Source organism: Vibrio sp. SCSIO 43137, assembly GCF_028201475.1.
Lineage (GTDB): Bacteria > Pseudomonadota > Gammaproteobacteria > Enterobacterales > Vibrionaceae > Vibrio.
Genome location: NZ_CP116383.1, coordinates 1,714,747 through 1,735,053 on the forward strand (window position 1 = coordinate 1,714,747; position 20,307 = coordinate 1,735,053).

General features: G+C 44.3%; 16 protein-coding genes. 8 read left to right on the top strand and 8 right to left on the bottom strand.

Annotation, left to right across the window (positions count from 1 at the left end; all coding sequences use genetic code 11):
• The first annotated feature begins 161 nt into the window (after nt 1-161).
• The 8 genes from pabB (at nt 162) to PK654_RS08070 (ending at nt 10,043) form a co-directional block, all read left to right on the top strand.
• Nucleotides 162-1,529 carry an aminodeoxychorismate synthase component 1 gene (gene pabB, locus PK654_RS08035; protein ID WP_271698834.1) on the top strand — a complete coding sequence of 456 codons (1,368 nt, stop codon included), beginning with the start codon at nt 162-164 and terminating at the stop codon, nt 1,527-1,529.
• The gene (locus PK654_RS08040; protein WP_271694997.1) at nt 1,526-2,137 is read left to right on the top strand and encodes a CoA pyrophosphatase; all 612 of its coding nucleotides are present in this window, start codon (nt 1,526-1,528) and stop codon (nt 2,135-2,137) included. The genes pabB and PK654_RS08040 overlap by 4 nt, the downstream gene beginning before the upstream one ends.
• A 49-nt stretch (nt 2,138-2,186) precedes the next feature.
• Nucleotides 2,187-2,657 (top strand): GNAT family N-acetyltransferase, encoded by a 471-nt coding sequence (locus tag PK654_RS08045; protein ID WP_271694999.1) that lies wholly within the window; start codon nt 2,187-2,189, stop codon nt 2,655-2,657.
• A 243-nt stretch (nt 2,658-2,900) separates the two neighbouring features.
• Nucleotides 2,901-4,301, top strand: a complete 1,401-nt coding sequence (gene asnS, locus PK654_RS08050; protein WP_271695001.1) for an asparagine--tRNA ligase — start codon at nt 2,901-2,903, stop codon at nt 4,299-4,301.
• A 197-nt stretch (nt 4,302-4,498) separates the two neighbouring features.
• Nucleotides 4,499-5,941, top strand: a complete 1,443-nt coding sequence (locus PK654_RS08055) for an HD-GYP domain-containing protein (protein ID WP_271695002.1) — start codon at nt 4,499-4,501, stop codon at nt 5,939-5,941.
• A 221-nt stretch (nt 5,942-6,162) separates the two neighbouring features.
• Nucleotides 6,163-7,353, top strand: coding sequence for an amino acid aminotransferase (locus PK654_RS08060; RefSeq protein ID WP_271695004.1), 1,191 nt, complete (start codon nt 6,163-6,165; stop codon nt 7,351-7,353).
• A gap of 68 nt (nt 7,354-7,421) precedes the next feature.
• On the top strand, nt 7,422-9,308 hold the full coding sequence (locus PK654_RS08065) for a DUF294 nucleotidyltransferase-like domain-containing protein (protein ID WP_271695006.1): 1,887 nt from the start codon (nt 7,422-7,424) through the stop codon (nt 9,306-9,308).
• Nucleotides 9,309-9,326: 18 nt separating this feature from the next.
• Nucleotides 9,327-10,043: a 3'-5' exonuclease gene (locus PK654_RS08070; protein ID WP_443088742.1), complete on the top strand. Its 717-nt coding sequence runs from the start codon at nt 9,327-9,329 to the stop codon at nt 10,041-10,043.
• A gap of 97 nt (nt 10,044-10,140) precedes the next feature.
• Here PK654_RS08070 and PK654_RS08075 read toward each other — a convergent pair whose 3' ends face one another.
• The 8 genes from PK654_RS08075 to PK654_RS08110 all read right to left on the bottom strand — a co-directional run bounded on the left by PK654_RS08075 (nt 10,141) and on the right by PK654_RS08110 (nt 20,177).
• On the bottom strand, nt 10,141-11,709 hold the full coding sequence (locus PK654_RS08075) for a BCCT family transporter (RefSeq protein ID WP_271695008.1): 1,569 nt from the start codon (nt 11,707-11,709) through the stop codon (nt 10,141-10,143).
• Between the two features lie 178 nt (nt 11,710-11,887).
• Nucleotides 11,888-12,526 carry a response regulator gene (locus tag PK654_RS08080; protein WP_271695009.1) on the bottom strand — a complete coding sequence of 213 codons (639 nt, stop codon included), beginning with the start codon at nt 12,524-12,526 and terminating at the stop codon, nt 11,888-11,890.
• Nucleotides 12,511-13,890 (bottom strand): cache domain-containing protein, encoded by a 1,380-nt coding sequence (locus tag PK654_RS08085; protein WP_271695010.1) that lies wholly within the window; start codon nt 13,888-13,890, stop codon nt 12,511-12,513. The genes PK654_RS08080 and PK654_RS08085 overlap by 16 nt, the downstream gene beginning before the upstream one ends.
• A 101-nt stretch (nt 13,891-13,991) precedes the next feature.
• Complete coding sequence (locus tag PK654_RS08090) at nt 13,992-15,275, bottom strand: TRAP transporter large permease (RefSeq protein WP_271695012.1); 1,284 nt, start codon at nt 15,273-15,275, stop codon at nt 13,992-13,994.
• Complete coding sequence (locus PK654_RS08095) at nt 15,272-15,820, bottom strand: TRAP transporter small permease subunit (RefSeq protein ID WP_271695013.1); 549 nt, start codon at nt 15,818-15,820, stop codon at nt 15,272-15,274. Before PK654_RS08095 ends, PK654_RS08090 begins: the two co-directional genes overlap by 4 nt.
• Nucleotides 15,821-15,904: 84 nt before the next feature.
• Nucleotides 15,905-17,005: a TRAP transporter substrate-binding protein gene (locus PK654_RS08100; protein ID WP_271695015.1), complete on the bottom strand. Its 1,101-nt coding sequence runs from the start codon at nt 17,003-17,005 to the stop codon at nt 15,905-15,907.
• A gap of 713 nt (nt 17,006-17,718) precedes the next feature.
• Nucleotides 17,719-18,231 carry a hypothetical protein gene (locus tag PK654_RS08105; RefSeq protein WP_271695016.1) on the bottom strand — a complete coding sequence of 171 codons (513 nt, stop codon included), beginning with the start codon at nt 18,229-18,231 and terminating at the stop codon, nt 17,719-17,721.
• 1,466 nt (nt 18,232-19,697) lie between these two features.
• Nucleotides 19,698-20,177 carry a hypothetical protein gene (locus tag PK654_RS08110; RefSeq protein ID WP_271695017.1) on the bottom strand — a complete coding sequence of 160 codons (480 nt, stop codon included), beginning with the start codon at nt 20,175-20,177 and terminating at the stop codon, nt 19,698-19,700.
• Between the last annotated feature and the right edge of the window lie 130 nt (nt 20,178-20,307).

Sequence of the window (20,307 nt, forward strand, 5' to 3'; positions counted from 1 at the left end):
TTGCCTCTTTATTTGTTATGGATTCAATGAGATGTAATTTATTTTCCCTCTACATTCTCAACTGAAATATTTAGAATTTTATTAAAGTGAAATTATGATACTCTCGCTTCCAATGTCACGCTATGTCACCTTTACATTCTTTGTCACAAATTACGCAAATGATTAACACGAATAAGCCAGAGACTCTGCAACTTGAGTATCACCCTGAATTAGCAACAACTCTGTTCGCGCCAATATCCGCTATGCCCTGGTCAATGCTGCTTAGCTCTGCGTCTGCAGATCATCCGGACAGCAGATTCGATATTATTGTCGCCAATCCAGTTGCAACTTTGCTGACTAAAGATCAACAAACTGCATATAGTGATGGCAATGTTACGACAACCAGTGACGAATGTCCTTTTCAATTACTGCAACAACACTTAGACAAGCTGGTGACAAAATATGAGTCTGACGAACGCTATCCATTTACCGGCGGCGCCCTTGGCTACTTCAGCTATGATTTAGGGCGACGAGTAGAACAGATACCAGAAATTGCTGAAAACGATATTGATACCGCCCAGATGGCTGTGGGGATCTATCAATGGGCCGTTATCATTGATCACAAAGAGAAAAGCGCAACAGTCGTGGGAGAGCAAGTTAAGAAACACCACCTCTGGCTGCAGGCACAGAAACAAAATGCCTCTGCTCCCTTCACTCTTGTCTCTGAGTTTTGCTCTAATATGTCAAAACAGAGCTACAAGGCTAAGTTTGATAAGATTCAGGACTACCTGTTATCAGGTGACTGTTACCAAATCAATCTGGCGCAACGTTTTTCCGCAGAGTATAGCGGCTCTGAGTGGGATGCATTTATGCGACTTCAATCGCACAATAAAGCGCCTTTTTCCGCCTTTACCCGTCTTGACGATTGCGCCATACTGAGTGTCTCTCCTGAGCGGTTTATCCAGCTTAAACAGGGCGAAATTGAGACAAAACCCATTAAAGGCACCAGACCGAGAAGTGATAATCCTGAGCAAGATTTAGCAAATGCCGTTGAACTGACTAATACTGAAAAAGATCAGGCGGAAAACCTGATGATTGTCGACCTGCTACGTAATGACATCGGCAGAGTGGCAAAACCGGGGACGGTTCAGGTGCCAAAACTGTTTGATGTAGAGAGCTTTCCCGCAGTACACCACCTTGTCAGTACGGTGACTGCCGAGCTGGATAAAGGTTACAGTGCAACGCAACTACTTAGAGCTTGCTTCCCGGGAGGTTCCATTACCGGAGCCCCCAAAATAAGGGCAATGGAAATAATTGAAGAGCTGGAACCTCACCGCAGAAACGTCTATTGCGGCAGTATCGGATACCTGAGTAGCAGTGGCCGCATGGACACCAGTATTACCATCCGCACCCTGATCACACGTAAGAACCGCATCTATGCATGGGCTGGTGGCGGGATTGTCGCTGACAGTCAGTGCGATGCAGAGTATCAGGAGACGCTGGATAAGCTGAGTAAGATACTTCCGGTATTAGAGAACGAAAAATTATGAATAAAACTGCCCTGCTTACCCGTTTTAATCTCTCCCTTCCTGCCCAGTATCACAGGAAGGCGTTAAAACGTATCGCGGGGTTAGATCCTAAAACAGCCAGAAAAGCAGCGGTACTAATAGGTTTTGTTGAGCGTAACGATCAACTAATGGTTGTACTGACCCGGAGAGCAAAACACTTACGCCATCATCCGGGGCAAGTCAGCTTTCCCGGAGGCAAACTTGAACAGAGTGATTTATCCCTTGTTCATACCGCAATCAGGGAAACAGAAGAAGAGATAGGCATCTATCAGCAGCAGATCTCCGTTATCGGTCAGTTACCTGAACTTATGACCGTCAGTCATTTTATGGTGACGCCAGTAGTGGCGATGATAAATCCGGACTATCAGCTCAGTATAGACAGCAATGAGGTCGATGAAGTTTTCGAGGTTCCTGCAAGCCATTTACTGGATACCCGGCAACTCTATAGTCAGGACTTTCAGTTAAAAAATGCCTCTCATCGTGTTTTTGCTATCCCCTATGAACACCACCTTATCTGGGGAGTTACTGCACAAATTGTTCAGGCACTTCAACGACAACTTTCGTGGATAAATAACATTTCTTCTATATAATCAAAGTTTCTGGTTATCTTTGGGTTTATTCAGAGGCTGGGCATACTAGATGATTACAATTCGAAAAGCGAAATTTAAAGACTATGCAAGATTGATGGAAATCCGTGTAGCTAATGAGCAACGGGATTTCGTTTCTGACTTTAATACCCTGTTTGAACACAGAACACCCGATCATGAGTTTTATGTGATTAATGACGGAAAAGAGATTTTCGGCTTCTTTATGCTGGATAAATCCTATGCCCGTCAATACACATTTGCCCGCGCCAAAGAGCTTGGCCTGCGCAACTTGGTTGTAGATCAGCAACATCAACGTAAAGGTTACGCCAAGCAGGCGTTAAACCGGTTATTTCCATACCTATACGGAGCCTATCCCGACTTTGATACTCTGGGGCTGACGGTAAACAAAAAAAACCAAGCTGCTCACGATTTATATCTTAAGGCTGGCTTCAGTGACACCGACACCATCTATCATGGCGGTGATGCCGGTCCACAACATGTATTGCGAAAACCCATCCCTTAGATGCTTTCTACATAAAGCCGCATTTAATTAAATATTTTTTAGTGTTATGGGTTTTTAGTTAGATTAAATCAAAAAACTTATCAATTTTATCTAATTAAACGTGAATAATCCTTGAAGCTAAAGAAATCACAGGTAATATGTGCTGCTGAAATAGAAATTTCCAGTAATCCAATGGTATTTCTGCCGGTTTTCCGGATGAGTGCCATTGGCTTAACGTTTAATTCAACGGAGAATATTAATAAAATGACTTACGCGCCTGTAACAGACGTACTTAGCGGTAAGCTGGCGGTAGACAGTGAAGTAACTGTCCGCGGCTGGATTCGCTCACGTCGTGATTCCAAAGCCGGAATCTCTTTCCTTGCCATATACGACGGCTCTTGTTTCGACCCGATTCAGGCCGTGGTCCCTAATGAACTTAATAATTACCAGAATGAAGTACTAAAGCTCACCACTGGTTGTTCCGTTGAAGTAACAGGTAAGATTGTTGAATCGCCTGCAAAAGGTCAGGATTTTGAACTGGCGGCCACTGACGTTAAAGTTGTCGGCTGGGTTGAAGATGCTGATACTTACCCGATGGCGAAAACCCGTCACTCAATTGAGTACCTTCGTGAAGTTGCTCACCTGCGTCCGCGTACCAATGTAATCGGTGCCGTGGCCCGTGTACGTAACTGTCTGTCTCAGGCAATCCACCGCTTCTATCACGAGCAAGGATATTTCTGGATGTCTGCTCCGCTAATCACTGCGTCTGATGCAGAAGGTGCCGGTGAAATGTTCCGCGTTTCAACGCTGGATCTGGCTAACCTGCCACGCACTGAACAAGGCGATGTTGACTTTAACGAAGATTTCTTCGGTAAAGAGACATTCCTGACAGTATCCGGCCAGCTTAACGCTGAAGCGTATGCTTGTGCACTAAGTAAGGTTTATACCTTCGGTCCTACATTCCGTGCAGAAAACTCAAACACCAGCCGCCATCTTGCCGAGTTCTGGATGGTTGAGCCTGAAGTCGCCTTTGCTGATCTGGATGATGTGGCAAAACTGGCTGAAGATATGCTTAAGTATGTATTTAAAGCGGTTCTGGAAGAGCGTCGCGACGATCTTGAGTTCTTTGCTCAGCGTATTAATAAAGACGCTATCAGCCGTCTTGAGAGCTTCGTAGATTCCGACTTTGCTCAGGTAGACTACACTGACGCAATCCAGATCCTGCTGGATTCTGGCCGTGAGTTTGAGTTCCCTGTTGAATGGGGTATCGATATGTCTTCTGAGCATGAGCGCTATCTTGCTGAAGAGCACTTTAAAGCGCCGGTTATCGTTAAGAACTATCCAAAAGATATCAAAGCATTCTATATGCGTATGAACGACGACGGTAAGACAGTTGCGGCTATGGACGTTCTGGCACCGGGCATTGGTGAAATCATCGGTGGTTCTCAGCGTGAAGAGCGTCTGGATATGCTGGACAGCCGTATGCGTGAGATGAACATCGATCCTGAACATATGAACTGGTTCCGCGATCTACGTCGTTATGGTACTGTTCCTCACTCAGGTTTCGGTCTGGGCTTTGAGCGTCTGGTTTCTTACGTGACAGGTATGGCTAACGTTCGTGACGTTATCCCGTTCCCACGTACACCACGTAGCGCAAACTTCTAAGCTAAGAGCTTAAAATGAAAGTTTAGAGCTTAATTTGAAAGCCGCCATCAAGGCGGCTTTTTTAGATCCTGTTGGTTTCCTTTGCTAGCCCTCGCATTTACCACTTTTCTGTTTCAATTTATTGACCATTGAAATAATTTACTCAATCATATGGTCTGGTGTTATGAACTACACATATAAGTGCAGGATAGAATTTAATGTATAAAGCGAAATATCAGGAAAAAAACACTTTCCTGAGTTATGTAGTGGCCGCAATTGTTTACGGGACATACGGGAGCCGCGTGTGCCCTTTTCTCGACACATTAACTACTAAAGAGATTTTCCTGCAAGTCTCCTTTGTATTTGCATTGCTGTTTATTACCCGTCTTACTTTAGCAAAGAGAGGCATTCCGGATTACAAAGGCAGCATTGCTAAATTAGATACCCTGCTGTTTTTCAGTTTTTCTCTGCCTTTCTCTCTGTTTTATAACCTTGTTTATGATTTCGGTGTCGACAGTCATTTTAAAGTCGTATTCGGCATGACGCTATTTGGCTTCCTGACCGGAACCATTCTGGAGTTGCTGGATAAAGAGCGATATCTGCAAAGCGATAAGCTTCCGGTTAGCCTGTCTGGTGAACGCCGCTCTATTATTAAGCAGATGATTGGCCTGTTCACCACCCTGATTGTCGCCCTGACTGTCTCTATGGTGATGATTGAAATTAAAGATATCTACTGGCTTGAGCATAATATCGATAAACTGGCAGACGGCAGCGGTAAACTGAGTGTCATTAAAGAGTTTATCTATGTGTCAGCGGTTTTGTTCGCTTATGCGTTTTATATCATCCGTCTCTGGACCCGCTTACTTAAAGCGGTATTAAATTCACAAGAGTCAGCTTTAGCGGCAGTTAGCGCAGGAGATGCTCAGACAAGAGTTCCGGTGTTTGATCATGATGAACTGGGTTCCGTTGCCTCACTGACCAACAGTATGCTTGACTCACTGGAAGTTTCTCATCAGGAAGTGCAGACAACGCGGGACGTAGCAATTGTCAGTCTGGCAGCACTGGCGGAGTCAAGAGACAATGAAACCGGTGCTCATATCCTAAGAACCCAGCAGTATGTTAAGTCGCTGGCTGAATTTATGTCGCAAAAGCCCCAGCACACAGAGTTACTTACCCCTGCCTATATCGACTTGCTGTATAAGTCTGCTCCGCTGCACGATGTTGGCAAGGTTGGTATCCCGGATAGCGTGTTACTGAAACCGGGCAAGCTAACAGACGAAGAGTTTGAAACCATGAAGGGACATCCGCAGATAGGTGCTGATGCTCTGGCCACGGCGGAACAGCAGTTGGGCTCCTCTTCTTTTCTTAATGTGGCAAAAGAGATCTCCCTCACTCACCATGAAAAGTGGGATGGTTCCGGTTACCCTAATAAGCTTTCCGGTACCGATATCCCTCTTTCCGGCAGGTTAATGGCACTGGCAGATGTTTATGATGCACTTATCTCCAAACGCGTCTATAAACCGGCATTTAGCCACGAAAAGGCCAAGGCAATCATCCTTGAAGGCTCTGGAAGTCATTTTGACCCTGAAGTGGTAGAAGCCTTTGTCGCTATCGAAGATGAGTTTGTCCGCATCGCTGCTACCTTTAAAGACAACGAATAATCTGCAGGCGGGACTTACTAGTCCCGCCTTCTTCTTTTCGGCACTTTTCCTCATCAAATTGCTCTTTTTTCCCTCTGCTAACTGGCAAAATAAATGACTTAAATCATTTATGTCCTTCAAATTGGAAAAAATTCAACTTTTCTGTTTTTTAGCTGTTGTTTCTGCCGATCCTTACAGGTATAAATAAACCGTACCTATCACAGTTAACATGGATGACGATTATGTTTGATAAAGTTGTTGCTGCCCCGGCAGACCCTATTCTTGGCCTTACAGAGCTATTTAAAAAAGATACCCGCGCAGAAAAAATCAACCTTGGTGTTGGTATTTATAAAGATGAGCAGGGAACTACCCCGGTACTGGCTACCGTAAAGAAGGCGGAAGCAGCACTGCTTGAATCGGAAAAAACCAAATCTTACCTCACTATTGAAGGTACTGCAGAATATGGTTTAGCGGTACAAAAACTTTTGTTTGGTGAACAATCCGATATCGTTGTCAGCAAAAAAGCCAAAACCGCGCAAGCTCCCGGCGGAACAGGCGCTCTTCGCGTAGCAGGCGAATTTATCAAACGCCAGTTAGGCGCGCCTAAAATCTGGATCAGTAACCCGACATGGGCGAACCATAATGGTGTATTTACTGCTGCCGGATTAGAAACGGTGCAATACGGTTACTACAACGCCGACACCAAAGAGAAAGATTTTGCTGCAATGGTGGCAGATCTGAAAAAAGCCTCTGAAGGTGACATTGTTCTGCTACACGGCTGCTGCCATAACCCGACTGGTATCGACCCGACACAAGATGAGTGGCTTGAGCTGGCCAAACTGTGTGCAGAGAAAAAACTACTGCCGCTGTTTGACTTTGCCTATCAGGGTTTTGCGAAAGGCGTTGAAGAAGATGCGGCTGGCCTGCGTACTTTTGCTAAGTACAACAAAGAGATTCTGGTAGCCAGCTCATTCTCTAAAAACTTCGGTTTGTACAATGAGCGTGTTGGCGCTTTCACTCTGGTTGCTGAATCAGAAGAAGTGGCAGCGACGGCATTTTCTCAGGTTAAAGCCATTATCCGTTCAATCTACTCAAACCCGCCGGCACACGGTGCAGCGGTTGTTACTTATATTCTCAACAATGCTGAACTAAGAGCAGAATGGGAACAGGAAGTAGCAGAGATGCGCGATCGTATTCAGGAGATGCGTTCACTTTTTGTTGAAACACTGAAAGCTAATGGTGTAACAGAAGATTTCAGCTTTATTGAGCGTCAAAATGGCATGTTCTCATTCTCCGGCCTGACGAAAGAGCAGGTGGAGCGTCTGAAGCAGGAGTTCGGCATCTATATCGTTGGTTCCGGTCGTATCAGCGTAGCCGGAATGACAAAAGCGAATATGGAACCTTTATGTAAAGGCATTGCCGCAGTACTATAATAGATATCCTGACTAATGGGGCCAGTCTCCTCCTTCCGGAGACTGGCCCTTTTTCTTACGAGGCATTCATGGACGCAGAGTTACTAGAGATCCAGAGTTTTTTAATCCAGCACCCTCCCTTTAACGAACTTCCTGAGGATGCTATCTCGTTAATCGCCAGAAATATTGAGATCTCCTATTTTCGTGAAGATACGCCTATCGTTCATCTTGGTGACCATATCCACGATCTCTATATGATACGAACCGGAGTGGTTGAAGTTTACCGCCGTAAAGGTGAGCTCTATAACCGCATAGGTGAAGGTGCACTGTTTGGTCAGATGGGTTTACTGACCAATAATAAAGTACGTTTTCCGGCAAAAGCCATTGAAGACACCCTGCTCTACTGTATCCCCGAAAAAGTATTTCAGGAACTTTACGATAGTCACGAAACCTTCGCCGATTTTGTTGAGGTTGAAGATACTGTCCGCCTCAGACAAACCGTATCCAGCAATAACGACGCTAACGATCTGACAACCTCAAAGCTCACTACCCTGATAACCCGTGATCCTGTTATTGTGGCCAAAAATCTCTCTATTCAGGACGCGGCTAAAAAGATGGCTGATGAAGCCGTCTCCTCTCTGTTGGTTTACGATCCCGATATCGATGAAGAGGAAGAAGACACTTCATCAATAATCGGCATTATCACTGACCGGGATTTATGTACCCGCGTTATTGCTGAAGGGCTCGACCCTGCCGGAGATATATCTGAGGTAATGACCCACGAAGTGATTATCCTTGATCACAACGCTTACGTTTATGAGGCAATGTTGACCATGCTTCGTTATAACGTGCACCATCTTCCGGTTTTAAAGAACCGAAAACCCGTCGGCATTGTTGAGTCTACTGATATTGTCCGCTACGAATCGCAAAACTCGCTGTTGCTGGTGAGCAGTATCTTTTTGCAGTCTACCATTGAAGAACTGGCAGCCCTTTCCGAGCAGGTTAAAGACAGTTTTGTCCGGCTGGTTAATGAAGACGCGAATGCCCATATGGTAGGTACCGCAATGTCAGTAATAGGCCGCAGCTTTAAACAGCGGATTATTGAGCTGGCTGAACAGGAGCTGGGTAAACCGCCTGTCCCTTACTGTTTTCTTGCGCTGGGCTCCATGGCGAGAGATGAACAGCTTATTGTAACCGATCAGGACAACGCCATTATCCTCGATGACAACTATATCGAAAGGATACACGGCGACTACTTTGAAAAGCTGGCTAAGTTTGTCTGTGATGCTCTCGACCAGTGCGGTTACAACTACTGCACCGGCGATATTATGGCAACCAATCCGGAATGGCGTATGACCCGTTCAGAATGGGAACAGTGCTTTGCCGACTGGATAGATAATCCAAACCCTAAAGCCCTGCTTAACAGCTCAATTTTCTTCGATCTGGACGGTATTTACGGCAAGCTTAAATGGGCTGAGCAGTTAAACAGTTTTATTCTGCGCAGGGCGCGTAAAAACAATCGCTTCCTTGCCTGTCTGGCGCGTAATGCCCTCAACAGAACACCGCCGTTAGGTTTTTTCCAGAGCTTTGTAATGGAGAAAGACGGCCAGCACAAAAACTCCATTAACCTTAAAAGACGTGGTACTGCACCACTTGCTGACTTGATTCGTGTACACGCACTGGCTGTTGGCTCCCGCTCGCAAAACTCTTTTGAACGGCTGGATGACATTGCCGACGCCGGCATTTTACCGAAAGGACGGGCTCAGGACTTACGTGACGCTATGGAGTTTATCTCCATGGTGCGTATACGCCATCAGGCGATCGATATAGAGAGCGAAATAGAGCCCGATAACAATATCGAGCCGGACAATATTTCTGACTTCGACAGACGCAACCTGAAGGACGCTTTCCAGATTCTGAGTAATGCGCAAAACTTCCTTAAGTTCCGTTACCAGGCAAGTAATAAGTTCAATTAAGGTATCCAGATGAAACTACTGAACTTAGTCAAGAAACCACAGCAGATAGACTGGCCTGAGCACTACCGGAAAATGGCGGAAGTCGCAGAGGATGAGCGCCTTAAGCACTTTTATCAGCAAGGAGTAGTAACAGAAGAGACGCCTTTGTCTGAAGTGAGGTTTGTCGCGCTGGACTTTGAAACCACAGGCTTAGACCCGGTACGGGACGATATTATCAGTATAGGCCTTGTCCCTTTTACCCTTAACAGAGTGTTCCTAAACGAAGCAAAACACTGGTACGTTAACCCGAACACCTCACTAAGCGAAGATTCTGTCGTTATCCACGGCATCACCCATAGTGATATTGTTGACGCTCCGGATCTTAAACGTATTCTGCAACAGGTGCTGGATGCGCTGGCGGGTAATATTGTGGTGGTTCATTACCGCAGAATTGAACGCGAGTTTTTTGATATTGCGCTGGATGAACGTATTGGTGAAGGTATTCTGTTTCCGGTTATTGATACCCTGGATCTGGAAAGTACTATTCAGGCAAAGAAAACCAGCGGCATTATTAACCGCTTAAAAGGTGCTAAGCCCGGCTCGGTAAGACTTGGCTCCAGCAGAAAACGCTACGGGCTGCCGAACTACTCTCCTCATCATGCGTTAACGGATTCCATTGCCACTGCTGAGTTATTACAAGCTCAGATAGCCCATCACTTCTCGCCTGATACGCCGATTAAGCAGCTCTGGAAGTAATACTTAGCGAGTCGTTCTCTGAAACAGATTCCGTGATACTAAAAAGGGCTTCCTTACGGAAGCCCTTATCACAATCATCTTGCAGTAATGTTTGGCACTATTTCTCGGTTCTGAGGCCAAGCAGCAGGCTCAGACACATTGCCAGCAGGACAAAAGTGAATGGTAAGGCGGTTGATATTGCGCCCGCCTGTAGTGCCTGTATCGCTTCAGTTCCACCTATCCAGAGCAGAACCGCAGCAACCGCACCTTCGAGAAATGCCCAGAATACGCGTTGCAGAACAGGTGCATCCACTTTACCACCAGCGGTAATGCTGTCGATAACCAGCGAACCGGAATCTGATGAGGTAATAAAGAACACCAGCACCAGAATAATGGCAATCACAGAAAGAACCGTTCCGAACGGAATCGCTTCAAACATTTCAAACATGGCCAACGGAACTTCAGTCAGGCCGTTCTGGCCCAGTGCGCCGATGCCATTAATTACCTGATCAATCGCCATGCCGCCAAATACAGACATCCAGATCAGAGTCACCAGTGTCGGTACAATCAGTACCGCGGTAATAAACTCTCTGATAGTACGTCCACGCGATACGCGGGCAATAAACATACCTACGAATGGCGACCATGAAATCCACCATGCCCAGTAGAATACAGTCCAGCCCTGGAACCATGCCGTATCTTCACGACCAACCGGATTACTGAGCGGAATAATGTTTTCTACATAAGCCATTAAGGTAGTCGGAATTGAGCCGAGAGTAATGGCGTAACCAATCAGTGCAACCAGAAGCAATAGCAGGAAGGCGACAACCATATTGATATTACTGATCACCTTGACGCCGCCATCAATGCCACGCAGCACCGAAACAACCGCCAGTAATGTAACTACGGTAATAACAACGATTTGCAGGCCAAGCCCGCCGTCAATACCAAACACATGGTTAATACCACTTGCTGCCTGCTGCGCACCTAAGCCCAGCGAGGTTGCCAGACCAAACAGAGTCGCCAGCACAGCCAGAATATCAACAATGTGCCCTGCCCAGCCCCATGCTCTGTCTCCCAGAAGCGGGTAGAAAATAGAGCGCATAGAGAGAGGCAAACCTTTGTTATAGGTAAAGAAAGCCAGTGAAAGAGCCACAACACCATAGATAGCCCATGGGTGCAGTCCCCAGTGGAACATGGTTGCGCCGAGCGCCAGTTTAGCCGCTTCAGGGGAGTTTGCTTCCACATTCAGCGGTGTTTCATACCAACCGGTAAAGTAAGCGATTGGCTCTGCCACACTCCAGAACATCAGGCCGATACCCATACCGGCAGCAAATAGCATGGCTATCCATGACTTAAACGAGTATTCCGCTTCAGCATCTTCACCACCAAGCCTGATCTTTCCATATGGAGAGACAATCAAAGCCAGGCAGAAGATAACGAAAATGTTTGCTGACCAGATAAACAGACTGTCAAAAGCCCCGATGATTTGCCATTTCACGCCGTCAAGCACAGACTTTGTACTTTCAGCATCACTGACAAGAGAAGCAACTATAAAGAGAACTATCAGACCGGCACTGATACCAAACACCGGATTATGTACATCAAACCCCCATTTCTGGACGTTATCCTGACCAATTGTATAGTCAGTACTGTCGATACTGTATTTATCGATTCCTTTAGTCAAAATTTCACCTTGGAAATTCCGTTTTATGAACAATGAAAAAAGTAACTTAGTTTCAATTTAAGCAACGGTAAACGCAAAATGAAGCACTACTTTTCCCGATGAAGGGCACTACATTAACATTTCTGAAATTTTATTTCAGAGCTTAATTGTTGCAATACCATGAGGTTACCTTATAAGACTAGTCTATGATCCCCTTCTCCATGGCATATTTTGCTAACTCAGCCGTAGAGTGTATATCCAGCTTATGTTTTATATTCTGACGGTGGGTTTCTACGGTTCTGTAACTAATACTGAGTAAACTGGCTATTTTCTTACTACTACTGCCCTGAGCGACTAACTTCAGTACCGCCTCTTCACGGCGGCTAAGGGGGTTAAGTTTCTTAGCCGCAGGAACAATTTGTTCGGTAAACAGTGTCTGAGTAGTGCTTTCACAGAAGTAGGTGGAGCCGAGGTTGACGGTCTTAATCGCCTGTACCATTTTCTCAGCGGAAATCTCTTTCAGCATATAGCCCACAGCCCCCGCCTGCATTACATTCATAATGTACTCGCGGTTGTCGTGCATAGTGAGCATAAGCACCTTAACTGATGGGAATTCTTCCCTTATCAACTTGGTTGCCTCTATGCCATTAAGGATCGGCATACTGATATCCATCAGCACCACATCAGGCTGATAATTCCTTACTACATCTATAGCTGCAAGGCCGTTACAGGCGGTGGCAACCACTTCAATCTCTGCTTCAGACTCTAGCCTCGCCATAAAACCATCCAGCACAACCTGATGATCATCCACAATGACGACTTTTATCGTTTTTTCCATACCATCAATCCATCAATATTTAATAGCACTGTAATTTCGGTTCCGACGCCCTGCTCGCTGACCAGCTCAAAGTCGCCGCCGATAAATTCAACTCTTTCTCTCATATTACGTAGCCCGATTCCCTTATTGCGGGAGAGATCACCGTCATCAAACCCGACACCGTTATCACGGATAATAAGCTGCAACATATAGCCCATCTGGCGGAGGATCACGCTCACCTGAGTCGCCCGGGCATGTTTTTCAATATTGGTCAGTGACTCCTGAGTAACCCGGTAAAGTGTCGTGGCGACCTCGGACTGTAACTGGCCATCCTGAGTATCAAACATAATCTCAACATCTACCTGTTCGGAGTGAGACTGAAAATCTTTAAGTAAGGTATTTAAGGCGGCTTCCAGCCCTATATCATCCAGTGCACTGGGACGCAGGCTATGGGATATACGCCGGACTTCATTAATGGCCGTTATCAGGGAGTTTTGTGACTTCTCCATATAAGGGATTAACTCTTCTCCCCCCGACAGGCGATCTAACTTACGTGATGAGAGTTCTAGGTGACATTTACTGGATACCAGCAACTGATTAATTCCGTCATGTAACTCCCGGGCCAGATGTTTCTTTTCATCCTCCTGAAACATCACGGTTTTATGGGCCAGCTCTTTCAGGTTTCTGTCTGCCAGCCTGTGTTCGTGAAGGTTGATGGCCAGAGTCAGCACAATAATGACCGCCACGGTAAAAGCCAGAATCACAATCACAGAAAAAAAGGTGGTTTCAATATTCTTATTAACGGAAGCCTGCATAAAGGCGACTTCCTGATGAACATCCTCGATATAGAGGCCGGTACCTATCATCCATTGCCATTTATCCAGCCACTCCACATAGCCCAGCTTCTGCACTGTCTCATTAGTGGATGGTTTCTGCCACATATATGAGTGATAACCACCGCCCGATTGCGCCTTATTGAGCAGCGCTTCAATCAGATAGTTGCCATTTTCATCCTGCAGATCGATCAGGTTTTTTCCCACCAGATTCGTCAGTATGGGGTGAACCACATTGGTTCCGGATTTATCATAAACAAAGAAGTAACCATCTGAGCCGAACCTCAGCTCATTAATCACCTGTTTAACCGCTTGCTTGGCCTGTTCTTTGTCCAGAGAGGGATTGTCGTAGATAGGACGTATGGCGCTGATAGCTAAATCAACACTGTCTTTCAGGGCAGACTCGCGTGATTTGATCAGATTCTGACGGAAGATCTCCACTTCCTTATCACCCAGTGATTTCGCCTGATAAATAGCTATCCAGCTGATACTGGCAGTGACCATAATCAGCGGGATCAAGGTAAGTAAAATAAGCTTTGCTTTCAGAGGCATTCCATTCCCTCATAAAAAAACGCTCCTGTTCAGGAGCATTTTTCTATCATAGCAAGCTAATTAACCAAGAAAAAACTTTACTTATCATTACCCGTTGTTGATCACATTCCATAGAAGCCGGGGAAAACCAGCAGTGATGCCAGTACCATCACCTGAATGACGATAAACGGGATCACACCGCGGTAAATATCCATGGTAGTAACCCCCTTAGGCGCTACACCTTTCAGGTAGAACAAACTGAAGCCAAATGGTGGTGTCAGGAATGAGGTTTGCAGGTTCATGGCAATCAGAATGGCAAACCAGACCATATCGATCCCCATCAGCTCAGCTACCGGTGCAATAATCGGCACGATGATAAAACAGATCTCAACAAAGTCGATAAAGAAGCCCAGCAGCAGAATCACCAACATAACGATGATCAGGAAGCCCCACTTCTCACCCGGTAGCTCAAGCATCCACTCTTCTACCAGAAGATCGCCGCCGGTATAGGTAAACGCCATCGAGAACGCCGTAGCACCAAGCAGAATAGCAAATACCATAGCGGTAACTTTGACTGTCTCTTTTGCCGCCTCATACACCATACGCCAGCTAAACTGACGATAAAGCAGTGACAGCACGATAGCACCCGCGCCGCCAAGGGCTGCTGATTCAGTCGGTGTAGCCACACCGGCAAAAATGGAACCCAGTACAACAATAATCAATGCCAGAGGCGGAATAACCGCTTTTAATGCGCTGATAACTTCATCTCTGCGGGAAACAGATTCATCACGCTCAATTGGTTGTGCCGCTTCAGGGTTAAGTTTTGCATAGATAAGAATGTAGAGAATATACGCGCCGACCAGTACAAAACCGGGCCAAAGTGCCGCCTGAAACAGGTCACCAACCGGAACCCCCAACACATCACCCAGCAGTATCAGAACAATAGATGGCGGAATAATCTGCCCCAAAGTACCGGAAGCACAGATGGTTCCGCAGGCCAGCCCCTTGTTGTAATTGTACTTAAGCATTACCGGCAGGGATATCAGACCCATTGCAACAACAGAAGCACCGACAACACCGGTGGAAGCCGCCAGTAGCGCACCAACCAGAACGGTGGAAATAGCGATACCACCGCGAACTCCGCCAAACAGGCGCCCCATGGATTCCAGCAGCTGTTCTGCCAGTTTGGTTTTCTGTAATACCAGCCCCATAAACACAAACAGAGGTACCGCCATCAGTACCGTGTTTTCCATAATGGACTGTATCCTGTATGGCATAAAGGCGAACATCTCTATCCCTTCTGCCCAGACTCCGAATATCAACGCGATACCGCCGAAGGTGAACGCCACTGGGAAGCCAAGCAGCAGGGCTAACAGTGCGACAAAAAACATCACTATGCCGATCATAGTTCACCTCCGTGTGCGTTGTTACTGCCATGAACTATCTGCGGATAGAGAATAGAGTTTACTGAGTGCAGAAGAAGTCCCATTCCGCTAATTGCCATAAAGATAAAGGAGGTAGGAATCATGGCTTTGATGATCCAGCGATAAGGCAGACCACCCGGATCTCCGGAAGTCTCACCCAACTGATAACTCTCTTTGGCAAAATCAATACCGAACCATGCCACCAACAGGCAAAACGGCAGCAGGAAAATCAATGTGCCCAGCAGATCAATAATGGATTTAGCTCTCAGGGAGAGTCGCTCGTAGAATATGTCCACACGCACATGGCCTGAACTGCGTATCGCAAAAGGAACGCCCAGCAAAAATACAGCAGAAAACAGATGCCACTCCATCTCCTGAAAAGCGATAGATACGTCATTAAATACGTATCTCATAACAACGTCGTAGACAACATTTGCCAGCAGCAAAATGAATAAGATACTGGATAGCCAGCCGAGAAAATCACCGATGCGGTTAATTAACTGTTCCATCTTAATGAGGGTTCTCATTTCAGACTCCATGGAAAACGGTTTATCGGGTAAGTAAAGTTAGTCAGTAAAGCCGGCTTACATCAGATAAGCCGGCTTGTCTTCTTATTGAGCTTGTGCCTGACTATTCAGGTAAGCGCGGTGCGAGATATCCGTCCATGAACGAACCTGCTTCAGGTAGTCCGCCTGAGATTTCTGAATCTCTTTAGTCAGCGGATCTTTAGCAGCATGCTCTTTCAGCAGCTTATCGTTAGCTGCGCGCATTGCTTTCATTACAGCCGGTGGGAAATCTTTAACCTGAACATTAGGGTATTCAGTTTTGATTGATGACCAGTTCTTACCACTCTCATGAGTTGCTTGTGTGTACATGTCGTAAGCAGCAGTACGCATCGCTATACGCAGAATTTCACGCAGATCTTCCGGCAGACGGTTCCATGTTCTCTTGTTCACAAGGAACTGAAGCTCTGAACCCGGCTCATGCCAGCCAGTGTAGTAGTAAGGGGCGATTTTGTGGAAGCCCATACGCAGGTCAAGAGAAGGACCTACCCACTCCAGCGCATCGATTGTTCTGCGCTCTAGTGAAGTGTACAGCTCACCCGGTGCAATGTTAGTTGGTTTCGCACCCAGCTCTGCCAGTACTTCGCCGGCAAAACCCGGAATGCGCATTTTCAGACCTTTCAGATCATCAACAGAGTTGATCTCTTTCTGGAACCAGCCACCCATCTGCACATCGGTGTTACCACCCGGGAAGGAAAGAAGGTTGTGCGGAGAGTAAACTTTTTCCATCAGCTCCATACCACCGCCATGGTAGAACCATGCATACTGCTCAGCAGGCGTCATACCAAAAGGCATAGAGGTAAAGTAAAGGGTGTTTGGCACTTTGCCTTTCCAGTAGTACGAACCTGAGTGGCCCATATCGTACTGGCCGGATTTAACCATATCAAACACACCCAGCGGTGCTTTATGTTTGTTCGCAGAGTCGATACGGATCTGCAGACGACCGTTTGACATCTTTTCAGCCATTGCTGCCATATTCTTAGTGGCATCACCAAATACAGGGAAATTTGGTCCCCATGTTTCTGCCAGTTTAAGACGGTACACTTTATCGGCTGCAGAAGCAGAGGTGGAGATCATTGCGGAGCAAGCAGTTGCAGCCAGCATAACGCCCGCCACAAGATTCTTTATCGGTTTTTTAAGTAGGCTCATACCCTATAATCCTTTATACAAGTGATAACAATTAACCCCGGAAGATTAATACATGAGCTACCATGACCATTTTGTTACAGAATTAATATTGGCAGGAACACTGAGCGCCTTTTGCAACACCACTACGCATTAGACCTTGGTATTAAGTAGTTATACGTAGCCTAATCGCCTGTTATTTTTTATCCTTCTGTTTTATATAGTTTAATAGAAAACACGATGTTCACTTACACGGATAAACACTTAGGTATTACAACCTAATAAGAAAGTTACCAGAATTAACATAAATTAGAGTTTTTGCACGTTTTAGTGGTTAAAGTGCTTAGCCTGAAGTGTATTACTAATCTGTAAACTAACTTTATATCAGGTTGACTGGCATAGTTACCCTCAGAAAAATTGAGATGATAACTATGCCTATAAAGTGAGATTTACAACAATTTTATCGCCAGATTAACCATTGTGAGTGGCTATTATCTAAAGTGTGAGTTTTACTTTTCTTCTCTGATCTACACCTAGAATCAACTGCCCATTAGACGAGGATTGTATTGAATTTTTGGTAGCAACAATATCCATCTCAAACACGCATTTGTCATAACCTTGCTTTAGTTGTGCTTGAGTTTTTTCGAATATATCACTCAGGCTCTTATTATAAGATCCCGAATTAAGTATATGCTCACCCGCCCTTATATCCGGTGATACGCCAGAGATGTATGTTTTTACATTGTTTTTACATTGTTTTTACAGGTCAACCATTCTCCCAGATAAACATATTTATGATCTGCTTCCGGAGCCCATGACACATCGATCACTTCACCTGCTAAACTTGAGGTTAATGTAAAAGGTAAAGGTAACTCGGTTGCTGTCAGTGAACTGATAACCACATTATCTCTTATAAATTTAACCGTATATTCTGAAGCATTTGCTGACACAACAGGACTAGTATAATAGACCCCGCCAGTTTCCTGCGTCTCAGTCAGAATAAAATTTACGCCATCGACCTCGGCGACAAGTTTGTCGTTACCACCTAATTCTATATATTGCTGTAAAGGGTCTTTAACATATGCGGTAAACTTAGCTTCAGATGAAGTTTCTCCCGACAATATAAAATCCACACGTACATCAGAAGTTGCAAAGTCACTGCTCAAATTAACTTTGTTTGAACTGGAACCACCTCCCCCACCACCACAACCGACAAGAAAAACTAAAGCTAATATATAATATGCTTTCATAGAACCACCCTTTCTAACTGATATTTAAAATAATGCGATCTTTTGAATGTTAGGATAAGAATCTATAAGTATTTTAAACTGGAACGTTTAATTACTTGTAGATTCATTATTTCACAGAAATCCAAAAATTCTATTCAGAAAAAACTCTAACAGTTCAAGATTTAATAATCACCAACCAATAATAAAAGCGTTTCATTGAAATAAAACAAATAAAAAGTAGCAAATTTCGTTATTATCAGAATCTATATAATATATTTATACCTTGTTCCCACGGTCTCCGTGGGAATACATACCGGATTTACTAATACCCACGTAACTAGCTTTATTTCTACCTACGCTATGCATTGCCACGCAAAGCATGGCAACGAGAGTGGTGCTTATAAATACCATAATTTGAAACTAAGCCGATAAATCTTTTTCTTTTATTCTTTTTCTTTGGCTACAATACGCACCTAACAAAAAACTAGCGGAAATAAATAACGGCTGTATATAACCAAAACCAATGACAAGTGATACGTAAATCAAACCGTTCAATATATGCAATTTTCGTTCTAGCTTATACTTTCTCCCTAATAAAAACAAACTAAGACATCCTATCGGAAGAAGAAGAAAGTAACGAAAAAACATTATCCTTTTATTGAACAAGTCCAAGTTAAGAATATATCTGATACGAACTTTCTCTTTCTGAGACAGAATTTTCGATTCTTGTTTAGTAATGACTCTGTTCTTCAGTTCACCGTACATTTTGGAGTAACCTGAAGTATCAATCGGTGTATTTTTAATTTCATACTTAGCTATAGTGCTCTGAGCATAATACAGAAGCACTATTACCAATCCGATTGATAGCATTTTTACCGCGGAGAACAAGTATTTTCTCATAGCGATGTTGCTTTAATGTCCAATTAAAAATTCAATTTTACGCTACTATCTTAACTGCTACCGTAAGCTTTAACATGGTTTTCCAAACCAACCAATGATACATAGAACATTATCGGCAAGACTAATAAGACAACAATATAATCAGGGATTAGAACGCAACTTATCGCAGATAAAACGGAGATCAACAACACGCTAATTCTGTATTTTCGATCAGTTTTAAACATTAATCTAGGGTACTTCTGTATAAATCCAATGTAACACATCATCGCAATTACCAATGCTTCATATCGACCAGTTTTAATATAAATAGATGTCAGAGGTATAGCTGCTCCAGATAACATCATTATCATTAATTTTGGATATATACCCTTTATTTCGAAGGCTCTGCTCATGAAACATCCTTAATTCGAGAATTTACTAGTTATTAACATCTAAGTAATCTGAACTACCTTGTTCCCACGGTCTCCGTGGGAATACATACCAGATTTACTAATACCTGCATAATTTACCCATATTTCAAACTTCGCTATGCGTTGCCACGCTATGCATGGCAACGAGTGTGTTGCTTATAAACACCATAATAAAAACTAAGCTGATAAATCTTTCTCCTTTATTCTCTTTCTTTGGCTATAATACGCACCTAACAAAAAACTAGCGGAAATAAATAACGGTTGTATATAACCAAAACCAATGACAAGTGATGCATAGATAATCCCACTTGATATATATGAGTTTCGATCTAGCTTATACCTTCGTCCTAATATGAACATACTAATACATCCAATAGGAAGCAGAAGAAAATAATGAAAGAATGTTATTTTCTTTTCAAAAAGATCTTTATTTAGTCTATACCTAACTGCTTCTTCACTTTTTTTTCTAAGAATTACACCTTCTTGTTTAGATATTACTTTATCCTTAGCATAGTTATAAAAATCGCTAAAACCAGAATTATCAACAGGCATATTATTAATCTCATACTTAGCTATAGTGCTCTGAGCAAAATACAGAAGCACTATTACCAATCCGATTGATACCATTTTTACCGCGGAGAGCAGGTTATTACGCATATGCTTATTCCATCTAACTTCCAGTAAGTGTTATGGTCAAACTCATGCAGAATCCAATAAGGCGCTGCGGAAGTTGCTACATGTTCCCCAATAGAAAATAGTTCTTTTGAGTTATACATACTTAGCATAT